Annotated in this window: 17 protein-coding genes; 13 read left to right on the top strand and 4 right to left on the bottom strand. The window is 64.9% G+C overall.

What is annotated here, in order from left to right:
• Window positions 1-63: 63 nt before the first annotated feature.
• A complete protein-coding gene (locus tag EAV90_RS33150; RefSeq protein WP_122402928.1) occupies window positions 64-612 on the bottom strand; it encodes an RDD family protein in 549 nt (182 codons plus the stop codon).
• On the opposite strand from EAV90_RS33150, the gene EAV90_RS33145 reads away from it, so the two are divergent.
• Entirely contained in the window at window positions 526-1,425 is a 900-nt protein-coding gene (locus EAV90_RS33145) for a DUF6151 family protein (protein WP_197711557.1), read from the top strand. The genes EAV90_RS33150 and EAV90_RS33145 overlap by 87 nt on opposite strands.
• A gap of 303 nt (window positions 1,426-1,728) precedes the next feature.
• On the opposite strand, the gene hemB is transcribed toward EAV90_RS33145, so the two are convergent.
• The gene (gene hemB / locus EAV90_RS33140) at window positions 1,729-2,790 is read right to left on the bottom strand and encodes a porphobilinogen synthase (protein ID WP_122402930.1); all 1,062 of its coding nucleotides are present in this window, start codon (window positions 2,788-2,790) and stop codon (window positions 1,729-1,731) included.
• Between the two features lie 122 nt (window positions 2,791-2,912).
• On the opposite strand from hemB, the gene EAV90_RS33135 reads away from it, so the two are divergent.
• The 12 genes from EAV90_RS33135 to EAV90_RS33080 all read left to right on the top strand — a co-directional run bounded on the left by EAV90_RS33135 (window position 2,913) and on the right by EAV90_RS33080 (window position 13,591).
• Window positions 2,913-3,410 carry a DUF6163 family protein gene (locus EAV90_RS33135; RefSeq protein WP_122402931.1) on the top strand — a complete coding sequence of 166 codons (498 nt, stop codon included), beginning with the start codon at window positions 2,913-2,915 and terminating at the stop codon, window positions 3,408-3,410.
• 523 nt (window positions 3,411-3,933) lie between these two features.
• Window positions 3,934-4,452 carry a transcriptional regulator LdtR gene (ldtR, locus tag EAV90_RS33130; protein WP_122402932.1) on the top strand — a complete coding sequence of 173 codons (519 nt, stop codon included), beginning with the start codon at window positions 3,934-3,936 and terminating at the stop codon, window positions 4,450-4,452.
• Between the two features lie 196 nt (window positions 4,453-4,648).
• Window positions 4,649-4,882 carry a hypothetical protein gene (locus tag EAV90_RS33125; protein ID WP_122402933.1) on the top strand — a complete coding sequence of 78 codons (234 nt, stop codon included), beginning with the start codon at window positions 4,649-4,651 and terminating at the stop codon, window positions 4,880-4,882.
• Between the two features lie 37 nt (window positions 4,883-4,919).
• Window positions 4,920-5,141, top strand: a complete 222-nt coding sequence (locus tag EAV90_RS33120) for a hypothetical protein (protein ID WP_122402934.1) — start codon at window positions 4,920-4,922, stop codon at window positions 5,139-5,141.
• Window positions 5,142-5,395: 254 nt separating this feature from the next.
• On the top strand, window positions 5,396-6,694 hold the full coding sequence (gene glyA, locus EAV90_RS33115) for a serine hydroxymethyltransferase (RefSeq protein ID WP_122402935.1): 1,299 nt from the start codon (window positions 5,396-5,398) through the stop codon (window positions 6,692-6,694).
• Window positions 6,695-6,709: 15 nt separating this feature from the next.
• Complete coding sequence (nrdR, locus tag EAV90_RS33110; RefSeq protein ID WP_011087793.1) at window positions 6,710-7,192, top strand: transcriptional regulator NrdR; 483 nt, start codon at window positions 6,710-6,712, stop codon at window positions 7,190-7,192.
• Window positions 7,189-8,337, top strand: coding sequence for a bifunctional diaminohydroxyphosphoribosylaminopyrimidine deaminase/5-amino-6-(5-phosphoribosylamino)uracil reductase RibD (ribD, locus tag EAV90_RS33105; RefSeq protein WP_122402936.1), 1,149 nt, complete (start codon window positions 7,189-7,191; stop codon window positions 8,335-8,337). Before nrdR ends, ribD begins: the two co-directional genes overlap by 4 nt.
• Window positions 8,337-8,960 carry a riboflavin synthase gene (locus EAV90_RS33100; protein ID WP_122402937.1) on the top strand — a complete coding sequence of 208 codons (624 nt, stop codon included), beginning with the start codon at window positions 8,337-8,339 and terminating at the stop codon, window positions 8,958-8,960. The genes ribD and EAV90_RS33100 overlap by 1 nt, the downstream gene beginning before the upstream one ends.
• 126 nt (window positions 8,961-9,086) lie before the next feature.
• Window positions 9,087-9,578 (top strand): 6,7-dimethyl-8-ribityllumazine synthase, encoded by a 492-nt coding sequence (gene ribH, locus EAV90_RS33095; RefSeq protein WP_122402938.1) that lies wholly within the window; start codon window positions 9,087-9,089, stop codon window positions 9,576-9,578.
• A 4-nt stretch (window positions 9,579-9,582) separates the two neighbouring features.
• Window positions 9,583-10,080, top strand: coding sequence for a transcription antitermination factor NusB (gene nusB / locus EAV90_RS33090; protein WP_100232645.1), 498 nt, complete (start codon window positions 9,583-9,585; stop codon window positions 10,078-10,080).
• 153 nt (window positions 10,081-10,233) lie between these two features.
• Window positions 10,234-11,235 carry a thiamine-phosphate kinase gene (thiL, locus tag EAV90_RS33085; RefSeq protein WP_129145810.1) on the top strand — a complete coding sequence of 334 codons (1,002 nt, stop codon included), beginning with the start codon at window positions 10,234-10,236 and terminating at the stop codon, window positions 11,233-11,235.
• Window positions 11,236-11,470: 235 nt separating this feature from the next.
• Complete coding sequence (locus EAV90_RS33080; RefSeq protein WP_122402940.1) at window positions 11,471-13,591, top strand: sodium-translocating pyrophosphatase; 2,121 nt, start codon at window positions 11,471-11,473, stop codon at window positions 13,589-13,591.
• Window positions 13,592-13,712: 121 nt separating this feature from the next.
• On the opposite strand, the gene EAV90_RS33075 is transcribed toward EAV90_RS33080, so the two are convergent.
• The gene (locus tag EAV90_RS33075; RefSeq protein ID WP_122402941.1) at window positions 13,713-14,699 is read right to left on the bottom strand and encodes a Bug family tripartite tricarboxylate transporter substrate binding protein; all 987 of its coding nucleotides are present in this window, start codon (window positions 14,697-14,699) and stop codon (window positions 13,713-13,715) included.
• Window positions 14,700-14,933: 234 nt separating this feature from the next.
• Complete coding sequence (locus tag EAV90_RS33070; RefSeq protein ID WP_162500245.1) at window positions 14,934-15,419, bottom strand: outer membrane protein assembly factor BamE; 486 nt, start codon at window positions 15,417-15,419, stop codon at window positions 14,934-14,936.
• Window positions 15,420-15,441 lie beyond the last annotated feature (22 nt).

Genomic DNA, 15,441 nt, shown 5'->3' with positions numbered 1-15,441 from the left:
CGGTCAATCGGCCTGCGCGGCAGGACACGCTCGTCATCCTAGCAGGCACAGGTTGCCAGCTCCTCACCAGGACCTGGCGGCCTGCGACACCGGCGCGCGGATGGAATTGTTGATCACGACGGTTCCCAGCACGAAATCGTGCAGCAGGCGGCGGCGGCCGTTGAACAGGCCGACCAGCACCACGAAGGGCGACAGGAACGAGACGGTCACCCAGAACAGCACGGCGTGCGTGGCGCCGAGCACGAAATAGCCTGGTGCGCCGTACCAGGTGCGCAGTTCCAGATCCATCACGCGCATGCCGATCGTCGCCGAGGACGGACCGCCGATGCAGGCGCCGTAATACACGATCGCCCAGATCACCGAGGCGGGCCAAGCCAGCCAGAACAGTGCCCAGCCGAGGCCGAGCGTCACCAGGCCGAACAACGCAATGAAGAGGTAGCCGAGGATGACCGGCACAGAGATCACGATCATGTCGATCAGGAAGGCAAACACCCGCCGTGTCGCGACCCCGCGGAACAGTTCCGGATGCAGATCGGGATCGTAGGCGTGCGGTTGCATGGCACCATCATTGCGCCAAGTGCCGCTGTCATTTGGCGAACCCGAATAAGACATGAGCTTCTCTTTCGCTTTCGGATCTCTCACCGGCAGCAGATGGGAACAGTCCGGCCACGCGCCAAGGCTGTTGGTCTATCAATACCGCAAAATATTCCGGCGATTCGGCGGCCGCAGGCGCTTGCGCGGCGCGTGATTTGCACCATGCTGGGGCGGGCTGAGCCCTCACAGGAAGATTTCATGGGTGGTCAGGTCGAATTACGTTGCAGCTGTGGCGGGGTCCGCGCCGTGGTCACGGGCGTGTCGCCGCGGACGGTCAATCGCGTGGTCTGCTACTGCGACGACTGCCAGGCTTTCGCACACCAGCTCGGCCGCGCCGATCTGTTGAACGCGAAGGGCGGCAGCGACATTATCCAGGTCGCGCCATCGACGCTCTCGTTTGTGCAGGGTCAGAGCCGGATCGCGGGGGTGCGGCTGACCGCGAAAGGTCTCTACCGGTGGTATGCAAGCTGCTGCAACACGCCGGTCGGCAACACGCTTTCGCCCAGCGTTCCCTTTGTCGGCATCATCGCGCAGGCGTTCGAGGGCGGCACGCCGGCGGTCGACGATGTCGCCGGAGCGCCGACCGGCGCCATTCTCGGCAAGTACGCGGTCGGTGAGCCACCGGCGGGCTCGACCGGGCTTAATCTTTCTCTCATCTTGCGCGCCATCGGCAAGGTGCTGGCATGGAAGCTGCGGGGGAAGACCTGGCCGCACCCGTTCTTCAAGCGGGAGACGCGTGAGCCGATCTATCCAATTACCGTGCTGTCGCGCGAGCAACGCGAGGCGCTGCGTCTGTTATGCGGACCTCAGCCGAACGCGCAAGCGGGTTGAGTGTTGCAGCGGTAGGGTGCGCGAGCAACTCCGCCCTCATGTCCCGGACAAGCGCCGCAAAGCGGCGCGCAGAACCAGGACCTAAAGCATGATCCGGAAAAGTGCGAAGCGGTTTTCCGGAAAGATCATGCGTAAACAACAAGCTAAAGCGCGATGACGATTCATCCAAATCTCATCGCGCTTTAGAGGTCACAAGTGAGATCGCGGAGAAGAAATGGGCCCGGGCTCTGCAACGCATCACGCCGCAACTGGACCATGCTTCGCATCGCCAAGGGCGTGCTGCATTGCGTCCGGGGCACGACCTTACCCCTGCGCGCGCAGCTTCTCCGCCGCCTTGGGCGCAAAATAGCTCAGCACGCCGTCGGCGCCGGCGCGCTTGAACGCCAAAAGGCTCTCCATCATCGCGCGCTCGCCGTCGAGCCAGCCGTTGTTCGCGGCCGCCGCGATCATCGCGTATTCGCCGGAGACCTGGTAGGCGAAGGTCGGCATTGCAAACGTGTCCTTCACGCGGCGGACCACGTCGAGATAGGGCATGCCGGGCTTCACCATCACCATGTCGGCGCCCTCGGCGATATCGAGCTCGACCTCGCGCAGGGCTTCATCGGTGTTGGCGCTGTCCATCTGGTAGGTGCGCTTGTCGCCGGTGAGCGTCTTGGCCGAGCCGATGGCGTCGCGGAACGGGCCATAGAAGGCGGAGGCGTATTTGGCCGCATAGGCCATGATCTGGACGTCGAGCAGGCCGGCGCGGTCCAGCCCCTCGCGGATCGCGGCGACGCGGCCGTCCATCATGTCGGAAGGCGCGATGATGTCGCAGCCGGCTTCGGACTGCACCAGCGCCTGACGCACCAGCACGGCGACCGTCTCGTCGTTCAAAATTTTGCCGTCAGAGATCAGGCCGTCATGGCCGTGACTGGTGAAGGGATCGAGCGCGACGTCGCAGAGGATTCCGATCTCCGGAAACTCCTTCTTGATCGCGCGCACGGCCTGGCAGACCAGGTTGTTCGGATTGGTGGCTTCCGAGCCTTCCTCGTCGCGCAGGGAGGGATCGGTGTAGGGAAACAGCGCGATGCAGGGGATCGTCAGCTTCATCGCGCGCTCGGCCTCGCGCACGGCCTGATCGACGCTGAGGCGGTCGACGCCCGGCATCGAGGCAACCTGCTCGCGCTTGTTGTGGCCGTCGATCAGGAACAGCGGCCAGATCAGATCGTCGGTGGTGAGGACGTTCTCGCGCACCATCCGCCGGGCCCATTCCGCCTTGCGGTTGCGGCGCGGGCGGACGGTCAGATCGAGAGCAGGGGAGGCCGCTCCGCCATCCTTGCGCGAAACCTCGCGCAATTCGATCGGACGTCCGTATTTGATCGCCATTACTCTTCCTCCGGCTGGAATTATTCTTATACCAGCTCGCATGGTTCCCGTCACCGCGGCTTGACCTGCCGCAAGGGATGGCAGCCGATTGATTTTGTGGGGCGAAGCAGCCAGAAGGGGCCATGTCCGAGATCTCCACCCGCGATGCGACCCGCGACAGCGCCAGGGACGGCGCCCGAGACAATGCCAGAGAGAGCGCATTGTCGGTGGCGGCGATCTCATCGGAGCGCTCAGAGTCCGACGACAATGTCTGGACCCGCCGGCTCGTGCTGTTCCTGCGGGTGATGGCGCTGCTCTCGATCCTCAAGGGCCTTTATCACTGGGCGCAGGTGACTGGCTTTGTCGGCGGCGAGGATGAGGCATTCGAGAACCAGTCGATGGCCTGGCAGGCCGCGACCGTCTACTTCGCCGTGATCGAGCTTGTCGCCGCCGTCGGCCTGTGGCTCGCGACGCCCTGGGGCGCGGTGGTGTGGCTGACGACCGTGGTGTCGATGGCGGTGATCGAGTTGATGTTCCCGGGAATCTACGGCGGCAGCCTCGCCGTGGTCGGCGTCGAGGTCTTCATGCTTGCCGCGTATCTGGCGCTCGCCTGGATGGCCGCGCGCGAACGGCCGCCGTAGCCGGCCTCGCCGCTCGCACAACGGTCTCGTGCCCTGGACGCAATGCAGCGTGGCGCTCTTGCGACGTGATGCGCTGCAGAGCCGGGCCCCATCTCACCGCGGTCCCATCTTGCAACATATGGGTCCCGGCTCCGCGATGCATCGCTGCGCGCTGCATCCTGTCCGGGACATGAGAGTGTTGCGCTTGGTTGACCGTTGGTTGCCTAAAATTTGCGGTAAGTTTTCATTGACCAGCCGGTTCCGCCACAGCTGTTACGCGCTCGTTTCGAAACGGGGCGGGGCTGTTCTGGAATGCGACAACAACGGCGGACGGAGGGTGAACAGGACCTTGCGAAGGTCAACAGACGGTTGCGAAAAGTGCTTGTGGCACAGGCTTAATCCGCAATTCACTGTCTTAAATTCATGATCTCTTTATTCTCTTATTTAAGCCGATCTTCAAACGCGCCCCTTAAGTTGCACCTATCAGACGGGACACAAGTTTCGTCGAATAAGTGTCGATAAAAACGACAACAGGGGAAGTGTCATGATGAAAGCCGTCGCAACTGCGGCAGATACCGCAGAGCGCGTCTCCGGCCAGCAGGGCTCGGTGCAGTCGCTCTATCTGGAAGCTTTGACTCTGGTGGAGCGGCTGCATCGCCGGCTCCTCGACGTCATCAAGGATGAATTCGATCGCCGCGGCCGTGCGGACATCAACTCGGTGCAGGCGCTCTTGCTCTACAACATCGGCGACAAGGAGCTGACCGCGGGCGAGCTGCGCACGCGCGGTTACTATCTCGGCTCCAACGTCTCCTACAATCTGAAGAAGCTCGTCGAGCTCGGCTTCCTCGATCATCAGCGCTCGCGCGTCGATCGCCGCTCGGTGCGCATCCGCCTGACCCCGCAGGGCCAGGAAGTCCGCCGTATCGTCGAGGCGCTCTACCAGAAGCACGTCAAGACGGTCGAGCAGGTCGGCGGCATCTCCGGCGACGAGTTTGCGACGCTCAACAAGTCGCTGCACCGCCTCGAGCGGTTCTGGACCGACCAGATCCTCTATCGCCTCTGAGTCTCCAAGGGATCAAGGCCAAGCCGGCCCGCAACAAGACCGGCAAGCCTCCCGAACGTGCCTGACTTCCCCCAAGCGCGCCGGCCCGGATTTCGGACCGGCGCGTTCCATATTTTGCACCTGCGAAAAAATGTCCCGGGCACGAGGAACCAGTTCCGGGCCGGGCGCTTATCTCCTTCGGATCGGAGAAACGTCGATGCTGGTCGAGCGCGGGCTTCAGGCCACGAACGTAGAACTCGTGAGCAAGGCCTACGCCATTGCCGCGAACTTCCTTCGCCGTTCGGGCGCCATCCCCGACTCGCTGGTCACCGACGAACGCCTGCTCGGCCTCATCGTGAAGCTGCTCCAGCAAGGCGAATTCAACAAGATCAGGCTGGCGAACAAGGCAATCGCCAAGTTCCAGCAGACCGAGGCCAGAGCGGTTGCCTGATCAAGACTCCCAAATTAGCGACAAACCAGAGGGTGCCATGGAAGCCGCCGTCGACCGCATCATGCAGACCTATGACCTGCTCGCCAACCGCACCGCGGCGGCGAGTGAGGAGGCGCGGGAAAAGGTGACGAACTACCTCAATACCCTGATGGAAGCGGGCGAGACGGACCCGCACAGATTGACGGTCTGCGGTCTGACCTATTTGCGCCAGCTCGACGGCAGCGTGGACCCGGTCAAGGCGGGGTATACCGGGCTGTGAAACGACGCCGGCTCCGCCGGGTTGCCGTTTGCGAGGAATGAGGCCAAAGCGGCCCTGGTCCCCGAGGAGCGGCTCCCCGGAACCGATCTCGGGATGAGAACCTCCAATCCCCCATATCTTGCATAAATATCAGGCCCCACCCGCAAATGCTTGGCCTGTTGCGGGCGATGTGGTAGATCGCGCGTGCTTCCGACCGCCACACCAGACACGCCCGTAGCCCGCCAAAAGGCTGCGGCGGTGGAGATATTCGCAAGATGACCGCACCCAAAACCGCCTCCGCGCCCGATTCGTTTTTCACCGCCTCGCTCGAGAAGGCCGATCCGGAAATCGCCGCCGCCATCAAGGGCGAGCTCGGCCGGCAGCGCCATGAGGTCGAGCTGATCGCTTCCGAGAACATCGTCAGCCGGGCCGTGCTGGAAGCGCAGGGTTCGGTGATGACCAACAAGTACGCGGAGGGTTATCCGGGCGCGCGGTACTACGGCGGTTGTGAGTGGGTCGACGTCGCCGAGAACCTCGCGATCGATCGCGCCAAGAAGCTGTTCGGTGCCAACTTCGCCAACGTGCAGCCGAACTCCGGCAGCCAGATGAACCAGGCGGTGTTTCTGGCGCTGCTTCAGCCCGGCGACACCTTCATGGGTCTCGATCTCGCCGCCGGCGGCCATCTCACCCACGGCTCGCCCGTCAACATGAGCGGCAAGTGGTTCAAGGCCGCGCACTACACCGTGCGCCGCGAGGACCAGATCATCGACATGGATGCGGTGGCCAAGCAGGCCGAAGAGGTCAAGCCGAAGCTGATCGTCGCCGGCGGGTCGGCCTATTCGCGCGCCTGGGACTTCAAGCGTTTCCGCGAGATCGCCGACAGCGTCGGCGCCTATCTCCTGGTCGACATGGCGCACTTCGCCGGCCTCGTCGCCGGCGGCGTACATGCTTCGCCGGTGCCCTATGCCCACGTCACCACCACCACGACGCACAAGTCCCTGCGCGGTCCGCGCGGCGGCCTGATGCTGTGGAATGACGAGACGCTGACCAAGAAGCTCAACGGGGCGATTTTCCCGGGCCTCCAGGGCGGTCCCCTCATGCATGTGATCGCGGCGAAGGCGGTCGCCTTCGGCGAGGCGCTGCGTCCGGACTTCAAGGTCTATGCCAAGAACGTCGTCGAGAACGCCAAGGCGCTGGCCGAGGCGATGAAGAGCCACGGGTTCGACATCGTCTCCGGCGGCACCGACAACCATCTGATGCTGGTCGACCTCAGGCCGAAGGGCCTGAAGGGCAACGTCTCGGAGAAGGCGCTGGTCCGCGCCGCCATCACCTGCAACAAGAACGGCATTCCGTTCGATCCCGAAAAGCCGTTCGTCACCTCGGGCCTGCGGCTCGGCACGCCGGCTGCGACCACGCGCGGCTTCGGTGTCGCCGAATTCCAGCAGGTCGCCGGCATGATCGCCGAGGTCCTCAACGCGATCGCGCAGTCCTCCGACGGCAAGGCGCCGCTGGTGGAAGCTGCGATCAAGGAACGAGTCAAGGCGCTCACCGATCGGTTCCCGATCTACCAGTAAGGCAAGGCCAAGCGGATGCGCTGCCCGAACTGCAACAGTCTCGATACGCAGGTAAAGGACTCGCGTCCGACCGAGGACTCGTCCGTGATCCGCAGGCGGCGCGTGTGCGTCGCCTGCAATTTCCGCTTCACCACCTTCGAGCGCGTGCAGCTGCGCGAACTCACGGTGATCAAGCGCAACGGCCGCCGCGTGCCGTTCGACCGCGACAAGCTGATGCGCTCGGTGCAGATTTCGTTGCGCAAGCGGCAGGTCGAGCCTGAAAGGGTGGAGAAGATGGTCTCCACCATCGTGCGCGAGCTCGAGACCGGGGGCGAGGCCGAGATCTCCTCGGAGGTGATCGGCGAGACCGTGATGGAGCATCTGCGCACGCTCGACGACGTCGCCTATGTGCGCTTTGCCTCCGTCTACCGCAATTTCCGCGAGGCCAAGGATTTCGCCGACGTGCTCGGCGAGCTCTCCGGTGAGGAGGAAGCGCGGCTCGCCGCGATCCGCAAATGATCTTCCGCATCCTGGAGGATCAGTTCGCGCAGAAGGCGCGCGAGGCCAGGGATGCCGATCGGCGCTTCATGCAGCTGGCGCTGGCGCTGGGTAAGCGCGGGCAGGGGCGGACCTGGCCCAATCCGGCCGTGGGCGCCGTCATCGTCAAGGACGGGATCATCATCGGCCGCGGCTGGACGCAGCCCGGAGGACGGCCGCATGGCGAGCCTGAAGCGCTAAGGCGCGCGGGCGAGGCCGCGCGGGGCGCCACTCTCTACGTCACGCTGGAGCCGTGCTCGCATTTCGGCAAGTCGCCCCCTTGCGCCGACGCGGTGATTGCAGCGGGAATCAAGCGTGTGGTCGCGGCGATCGAGGATCCCAATCCTGAAGTCGCAGGCCAGGGCCATGCGCGCCTGCGCGCGGCCGGCATCAATGTGGATGTCGGTTTGTGCGCGGCGGAGGCCGCGTTCGATCATGCCGGCCATTTCCGTCGCATCCGCGACAGGCGCCCGCATGTGATCTTGAAGCTCGCGATCTCGCCTGACGGCAAGATCGGTGCGGCAGGCGGCAAGCCGGTCGCGATCACGGGCGAGGCCGTGCGCGATCGCGTGCACCTCTTGCGCGCGCAGAGCGATGCCATTCTGGTCGGGATCGGCACGGTGCTGGCGGACGATCCGCTTCTCACCTGCCGGCTGCCTGGCATGGCGGCGCGCTCGCCGGTGCGTATCGTGCTCGATCAGAGCCTGCGCATTCCCGCATCGAGCCGGCTCGTGCGATCCGCGCGCGAGACGCCGCTCTGGGTGGTTGGTTCCGAGCTCGCCGAGGCTGCTGCTGCCATGCGGCTTGGCGCGGCCGGTGCGCAAATGTTGCGCGTGCCTCGGGGCGGTGCGTCCGGGCTCGATCTTCCGGCCGTGCTGCATGCGCTGGCCGAGAAGGGCATCACGCGGCTGATGGTCGAGGGGGGTAGCCGTGTTGCGGCTTCGTTCATGGCGGCCGATCTCGTCGACGAGATCTGGCTGTTCCGCGGCACGGAAGCGGTGGGCGAAGGCGGCGTCGATGCGCTCGATGCATTGCCCCTGTCGAAAATCACGCAGTCGCAGGCCTACAAGGTTCATGCTAGCGAGACCTTCGGCAAGGATACTCTCACCATCTACGAGCGCGCGTAATGTTCACCGGCATTGTCACCGATATCGGCGAGATCGTCAGCTTCACGCCAACGGCGCAGGGGCAGCTGCACCGCCTGCGCATCGCCTGCCGCTACGATCAGAGCACCATCGCCGACGGTGCCTCGATCGCCTGCAACGGCGTCTGCCTGACCGTGGTTGCCTCGGGCGTTGCCGACGGCAGGGACTCTAAGCAAAGGACCTGGTTCGACGTCGATACCGCGGCCGAGACGCTGGCGCTGACGACCGCCAAGCACTGGAAGGTGGGGACGAAGCTCAATCTCGAGCGCGCGCTGAAGATCGGTGACGAACTCGGCGGCCACATCGTCGCCGGCCATGCCGACGGGATCGCCACCATCGTCAGCCGCGAGGACCTGCCTGATATGGCGCGCTTCGTGCTCTCGACGACGCGGGAGCTGGCGCGGTACATCGCCACCAAGGGCTCGATCACGCTCGACGGCGTGTCGCTCACGATCAATACGGTTGCAGACGTGACCTTTTCGGTGCTGATCATCCCGCACACGCTTGATGTCACGACCATCGGCGGCTGGAAGGCGGGCGACGAGGTCAACATCGAGGTTGACCTGATGGCCCGCTACGCGGCGCGGCTGACGGAAATGAAGTGACCGGCGCTTGCTGTCATTTCGGGTTCGGCTCTTCGAGCCGCCCCGGAATGACGGTGCCCTTTTGAACTTGGCTTACCCGCCTGCGGCGACTACATAACGCGCCGACCCAGTAGAACGGATTGAACGATGGCAGACGCGCGGCGCGCACCCCTGAAGGACCAGACCGACATTTCCGGCGCGCGCGCGCTCGTAGTCGAGGCGCGGTTCTATGACGATCTCCAGGACGCGCTGCTCGAAGGCGCGGTGGCCGAGCTGAAGGCAGCCGGCCTGACGCATGACGTCATCACGGTTCCCGGTGCGCTGGAGATCCCGGCGGCAGTCGCGATCGCGGTCGATGCCGCGGCGGCGAACGGCAAGCCCTATGACGCGGTGATCGCGCTTGGCTGCGTGATCCGCGGCGACACCATTCATTTCGAGATCGTGTCGCAGGAATCCTCGCGCGCGCTGATGGACCTCGCCGTGACGCGAAAGCTGCCGCTCGGCAACGGCATCCTCACCGTCAACAATGAGGACCAGGCCTGGGCGCGGGCGCGCGCCAGCGAGCTCAACAAGGGTGGCGACGCCGCGCGCGCGGCGCTGGCGATGCTGCGCATCAAACGCCGCCTGGCACGGGCCTGAAGCCATGGCCGACAACAGCAAGAAGCCGGCTGGCACTCCAGAGAAGAAAGCAAACCGGCGCGGCGCGGCGCGGCTCGCCGCCGTGCAGGCGCTGTACCAGATGGACATCGCCGGCGCCGGCATCAACGATATCTTCGCCGAGTTCGAGAGCCATTGGCTGGGCAACGAGGTCGAGGGCGACACGTACCTGCCGGCTGAAGCCGCGTTCTTCCGCGACGTCGTCTCCGGCGTCGTGCGCGACCAGAAGAAGCTCGATCCGCTGATCGACGAGGCGTTGTCGAAGGGCTGGCCCTTGAAGCGGATCGAAGCCATCCTGCGCGCGGTGCTGCGCGCGGGTGCCTACGAGCTCCAGCACCGCAAGGACGTGCCGGGCCGCGTCGTGGTCTCCGAATATGTCGACGTCGCCAATGCTTTCGTCGACCGCGAGGAGACGGGCATGGTCAACGCCGTGCTCGACCAGATCGGCCGCCAGTTTCGTGGTGACGAGTTCGGGCGGGGGTAATTGAGGCGATGACTTCCGCCGTAGCCGTCACCTGAGGTGCCGGAGCGAAGCGGAGGCCTCGAAGGGCGGCGGCGTGCCGCTGAGGCAACACCTCGGCCGGCCATCCTTCGAGGCTCGCAAGGGCTCGCACCTCAGAATGACGGGTCTGCTATCGTGACGCAGGACAAGAACAAAGCTTCCGGCGAAGACTCCCTCATCGCGCGCTATTTCAAGCCGCTGGCGACTGACCCCGGCGCGTTCGGGCTGGTCGATGACGCTGCGGTGCTGCCCTCATCCGGCGAGGACATCGTCGTCACCACCGACGCCGTCGTCGAGGGCGTGCATTATCTTGCCAGCGATCCGCCTGACACCATCGCGCGCAAGGCGCTGCGGGTGAACCTGTCCGATCTCGCCGCCAAGGGCGCGTTGCCGGCAGGTTTCGTGCTGACGCTGGCATTGCGCAGCAAGGAGGATGCCTGGCTCCGTCCTTTTGCGGACGCGCTGGGCGAGGACGCAAAGAATTTCGCTTGTCCTCTGCTCGGCGGCGACACGGTGTCGACGCCGGGTCCGCAGATGATCTCGATCACAGCCTTCGGCCGTGTGCCTCGGGGGCGGATGATCGGCCGTACCGGCGCAAGGCCGGGCGACCGCATCCTGGTGACAGGGACGATCGGCGATGCCGCGCTTGGCCTGGACGTGCTCAGAGGCGGCGCCGCTGCCGGCGCGCTGACATCCGATCCCGCTGCACGGGATTTTCTCATCTCACGCTATCGGGTGCCGCAGCCGCGCAACGTGCTGGCGCGAGCGGTGCGCGATCATGCGACCGCCGCGATGGACGTTTCCGACGGCCTCGCTGGTGACCTGACCAAACTCTGTGCAGCGTCCGAGGTTTCGGCTTCGGTCGATGTGACAAGCGTGCCACTCTCGGCCGTGGCAGCCGGCCTGCTCGCCGGCAACGTCGTTCGCGTCGAGACGCTGCTCGCGGGGGGCGATGACTACGAGGTGCTGTGCACCGTTCCGCCCGCGCAAAGCGACGCGCTGATTGCGGCGGGGCAAGCCATGGGCGTTGCCGTGACCGCGATCGGTACGATCGTGGAGGGGCACGAGCGGCCGCGCTTCCTGGACGGGCAGGGCCAGGAACTGCTCTTGACGCGGCTGTCCTACAGCCACTTCTAGGAATTGCGCCAAACCGGCATCTTAGTTCGCAGCACTTGGTCCTAAATACCTGCCGAGATCGGCGATTTCGGCCTTATCCGGCGTTGCACCCTCAATTTGATTTTGGCAAGCTCGCAACCGACTGGAGCCGCCCCTCAGGGCAAGGGGGCGGCTTTGTTCAAAATCAAGGCGCCGCACCGCACGACGGACAACAAAAGGCGCCGGGGGTACATCAAGGATCTGAGGCAAAAATCACATGACAGCATTATGGTTGATAGTGCTCTGCGGAGTGCTTTCCGTCGTCTACGCGATTTGGGCGACGTCTTCGGTGTTGGGCGCGGATGCGGGGTCGCCGCGCATGCAGGAGATCGCGGGCGCAGTGCGCGAAGGCGCACAGGCGTATCTGCGGCGCCAGTACACCACGATCGGTCTCGTCGGCATCGTCATCTTCGTGCTCCTTGCCTATTTCCTCGGGGTCTATGTCGCGATCGGTTTTGCCATCGGCGCGGTCCTGTCGGGAGCGGCCGGCTTCATCGGCATGAACGTCTCGGTCCGCGCCAATGTGCGCACCGCCCAGGCTGCGACGACGTCGCTTGCCGGCGGCCTCGAGCTCGCCTTCAAGGCGGGCGCCATCACCGGACTTCTGGTTGCCGGTCTCGCGCTGTTGGGCGTGACCCTCTATTTCGGCTTCCTGGTCCACTCGCTGAAGCTCGCGCCCGATAGCCGCACCGTCGTCGACGCCATGGTGGCGCTCGGCTTCGGTGCCTCGCTGATCTCGATCTTCGCCCGTCTCGGCGGCGGCATCTTCACCAAGGGTGCTGACGTCGGCGGCGACCTCGTCGGTAAGGTCGAGGCCGGCATTCCCGAGGACGATCCGCGCAACCCGGCGACCATCGCCGACAACGTCGGCGACAATGTCGGCGACTGCGCCGGCATGGCCGCCGACCTGTTCGAGACCTATGCGGTGACCGCGGTCGCCACCATGGTCCTGGCGGCGATCTTCTTCGCCAAGACGCCGATCCTCGCCAACATGATGACGCTGCCGCTCGCGATCGGCGGCATCTGCATCATCACCTCGATCATCGGCACCTTCTTCGTCAAGCTCGGGCCGAGCCAGTCGATCATGGGCGCGCTCTACAAGGGCCTGATCGCGACCGGCATCCTGTCGCTGATCGGCATCGCGCTGGTGATCTACTACCTGATCGGCTTCGGCAAGCTCGAGGGCGTCGATTACACGGGCATGGCGCTGTTCGAGTGCGGCGTGGTCGGCCTCGTCGTTACCGCGCTGATCATCTGGATCACCGAATACTACACCGGCACCGACTACCGTCCGGTGAAGTCGATTGCGCAGGCCTCGGTCACCGGCCATGGCACCAACGTGATCCAGGGTCTCGCCGTCTCGATGGAAGCGACCGCGCTGCCCGCGATCGTGATCATCGCCGGTATCCTCGTCACCTATAGCCTCGCCGGCCTGTTCGGCATCGCGATCGCGACTGCCACCATGCTGGCACTGGCCGGCATGATCGTCGCGCTCGACGCCTTCGGCCCCGTCACCGACAATGCCGGTGGCATCGCAGAAATGGCGGGCCTGCCGAAGGAGGTGCGCAAGTCGACCGACGCGCTCGATGCGGTCGGCAACACCACCAAGGCAGTGACCAAGGGTTACGCGATCGGCTCCGCCGGTCTCGGTGCCCTCGTGCTGTTCGCGGCCTACAACCAGGACCTCAAGTTCTTCGTAGCGGACAGCGCGCAGCACGCCTACTTCGCCGGCGTCAATCCGGACTTCTCGCTCAACAACCCCTATGTGGTCGTGGGCCTCTTGTTCGGCGGCCTGTTGCCGTATCTGTTCGGCGCGCTGGGCATGACCGCAGTCGGCCGTGCGGCCGGCGCGATCGTCGAGGAGGTGCGCCGTCAGTTCCGCGAGAAGCCGGGCATCATGCAGGGCACCGACAAGCCGGACTACGGCAAGGCGGTTGACCTCCTCACCCGCGCTGCGATCAAGGAGATGATCATCCCCTCGCTGCTGCCGGTGCTGTCGCCGATCGTCGTCTACTTCGTGATCTATGCGATCGCGGGCGGCGGCGCGGCCGGCAAGTCGGCCGCGTTCTCCGCCGTCGGCGCCATGCTGCTCGGCGTGATCGTGACGGGCCTGTTCGTCGCGATCTCCATGACCTCGGGCGGCGGCGCGTGGGACAACGCCAAGAAGTACATCGAGGACGGTCATTTCGGCGGCAAGGGCTCTGATGCCCACAAGTCGGCGGTGACCGGCGACACCGTCGGCGATCCCTACAAGGACACGGCGGGACCTGCGGTGAACCCGATGATCAAGATCACCAACATCGTCGCCTTGCTGCTGCTGGCGATTTTGGCGCACTGAGCGGCGGAAGCCGGAAAGACGAAACCCCGCGGCGCGAGCCGCGGGGTTTTGTTTGATGGGTTGGATGCTCTCACCTCGTCATTGCGCAATGACGAAGGAGGCAGCAGCGCTCGCGTGAACGCTATTGCACATCCATCTGCAGGCCTTCCTTCTGGATGATGCCGGCGAACTTCTTCGTCTCGGCCTCCACGAAGGCGGCGAACTGCTGCGGGGTGCCGTAGTCGGCGCGGGCGCCCATCGCGGCGATCTGCTTCTTGATGTCGTCGCGCTCCAGCATCGCCTTGACCTGGAGATTGAGCGCGTTGAGCACCTCGGGTGAGACCCCCTTCGGCAGGAACACGGAGAACCAGGACGAGACGTCGAAGTTCGCCAATTCCGGCGCGCTCTCGCGCATGGTCGGCAGGTTCGGCGCGAGGTCGCTGCGCTCGGTCGTGGTGACGCAGAGGCCGTTGAGCGTGCCGTTCTGCACCTGAGGCAGGCTCGGATAGAGATTGTCGAACAGGATCTGGATGTCGCCGGCGAGCGCCGCTTGCAGCGCGGGTCCGGCGCCGCGGAATGGGATGTGTGTCATCTTCAGGCCGGTGAGCTGGAGGAACCAGGCGCCGGTGAGGTGGGGGCTCTGGCCGACGCCGGAGGAGGCGTAGCTGAGCTTGTCCGGATTGGCCTTCAGGTACGCGATCAGCTCGGGGACCGACTTGATGCCGGTCTTCGGATGCGCCGAGACGATGTTCGGGATCCGGATCATGTTCGACACCGGCTGCAGCTGGTCCGGCTTGTAGGTGAGGTTCTTGAAGATGCTGTAGGCGATCGCGTTCGGCCCCGGGTTGCCGATCAGGATGGTGTGTCCATCCGGCTTGGCGCGCACGGCCTCAGCCGTGCCGATCGTGCCGCCGCCGCCGGAGCGGTTTTCCACGACCGCCGACTGGCCCCAGGCGGTTTGCAGATGTGCTGCAAGGAGCCGGCCCATCACGTCGGTCGAGCCGCCGGCCGCAGCCGGCACGATGAGGCGGACGTTTTCGGTGGGCTTCCAGTCGGCGAGGCTCGATCGCGGCAGGATCGCTGCGGCCGAAAGGCCGGCAGCGCCGGCGAGCACGCGACGGCGGGACAAGAAAGTGTTCTGAAATGTGTTCTGAGTTTTATTGGGCACGAATCCGCTCCCTGCTTCTTGCTTTGCTGGGACGGTACGGAACCGCTCGTGCGGCTGCAAGTCGCGCGCGACGGCAAGCGCCGCGCGGAGGGTGGCACGAAGCCGCAGAGATCGAGCCATTTACCTTGCAGCGGAATTGGTGCGCGCACGATGACGCGAACCGATATCCACCTCGCTCGAAAATATCGCGAAGCCTCAGTTGAAGCTGAGCAGCTTGAACAGCGGAGCGAGGTAGCTCATCTCCTGACCCGAGGTCGGCGTGGTGCGGCTGATGAAGTCGAAGATCTTGCCGTCCTGGAGGCCGTAATTCGCAAGCCGGCGCACGCGCCGGTTCTTGTCGAAATAGATCGCGATCACGCGCTGATCGACCACCCTCTGGTTCATGAAGGCGACCGGGCGCTCCGAGCGCTGCGAGATGTAATAGAACACTTCACCGTCGAGGGTCGCGACGGTGGAGGGCGTGCCCATCACGATCAGCACCTGGTCCTGGCTCGCACCGATCGGAATCTGCTCGAGCGCGCCGGGCGGCAGGATGTAGCCCTTCTGGAACTGTTCACCGGTGCAGCCCGCAAGGGCCAGGCCGACCACGGCCGTAGCCGCGAGCATGCGCAAGCCGTGCCAGCATGCGTGAAGGCCGCGCCGCTTGTCCGCGCGCAGGCTGGTCTCGTTCGTTGTCGTCATAGTGGAACTGATTCCGTCCCCT

This window comes from Bradyrhizobium vignae (assembly GCF_004114425.1).
Taxonomy (GTDB): Bacteria; Pseudomonadota; Alphaproteobacteria; order Rhizobiales; family Xanthobacteraceae; genus Bradyrhizobium; species Bradyrhizobium vignae.
This window is presented reverse-complemented; position numbering and strand designations above follow the sequence as displayed.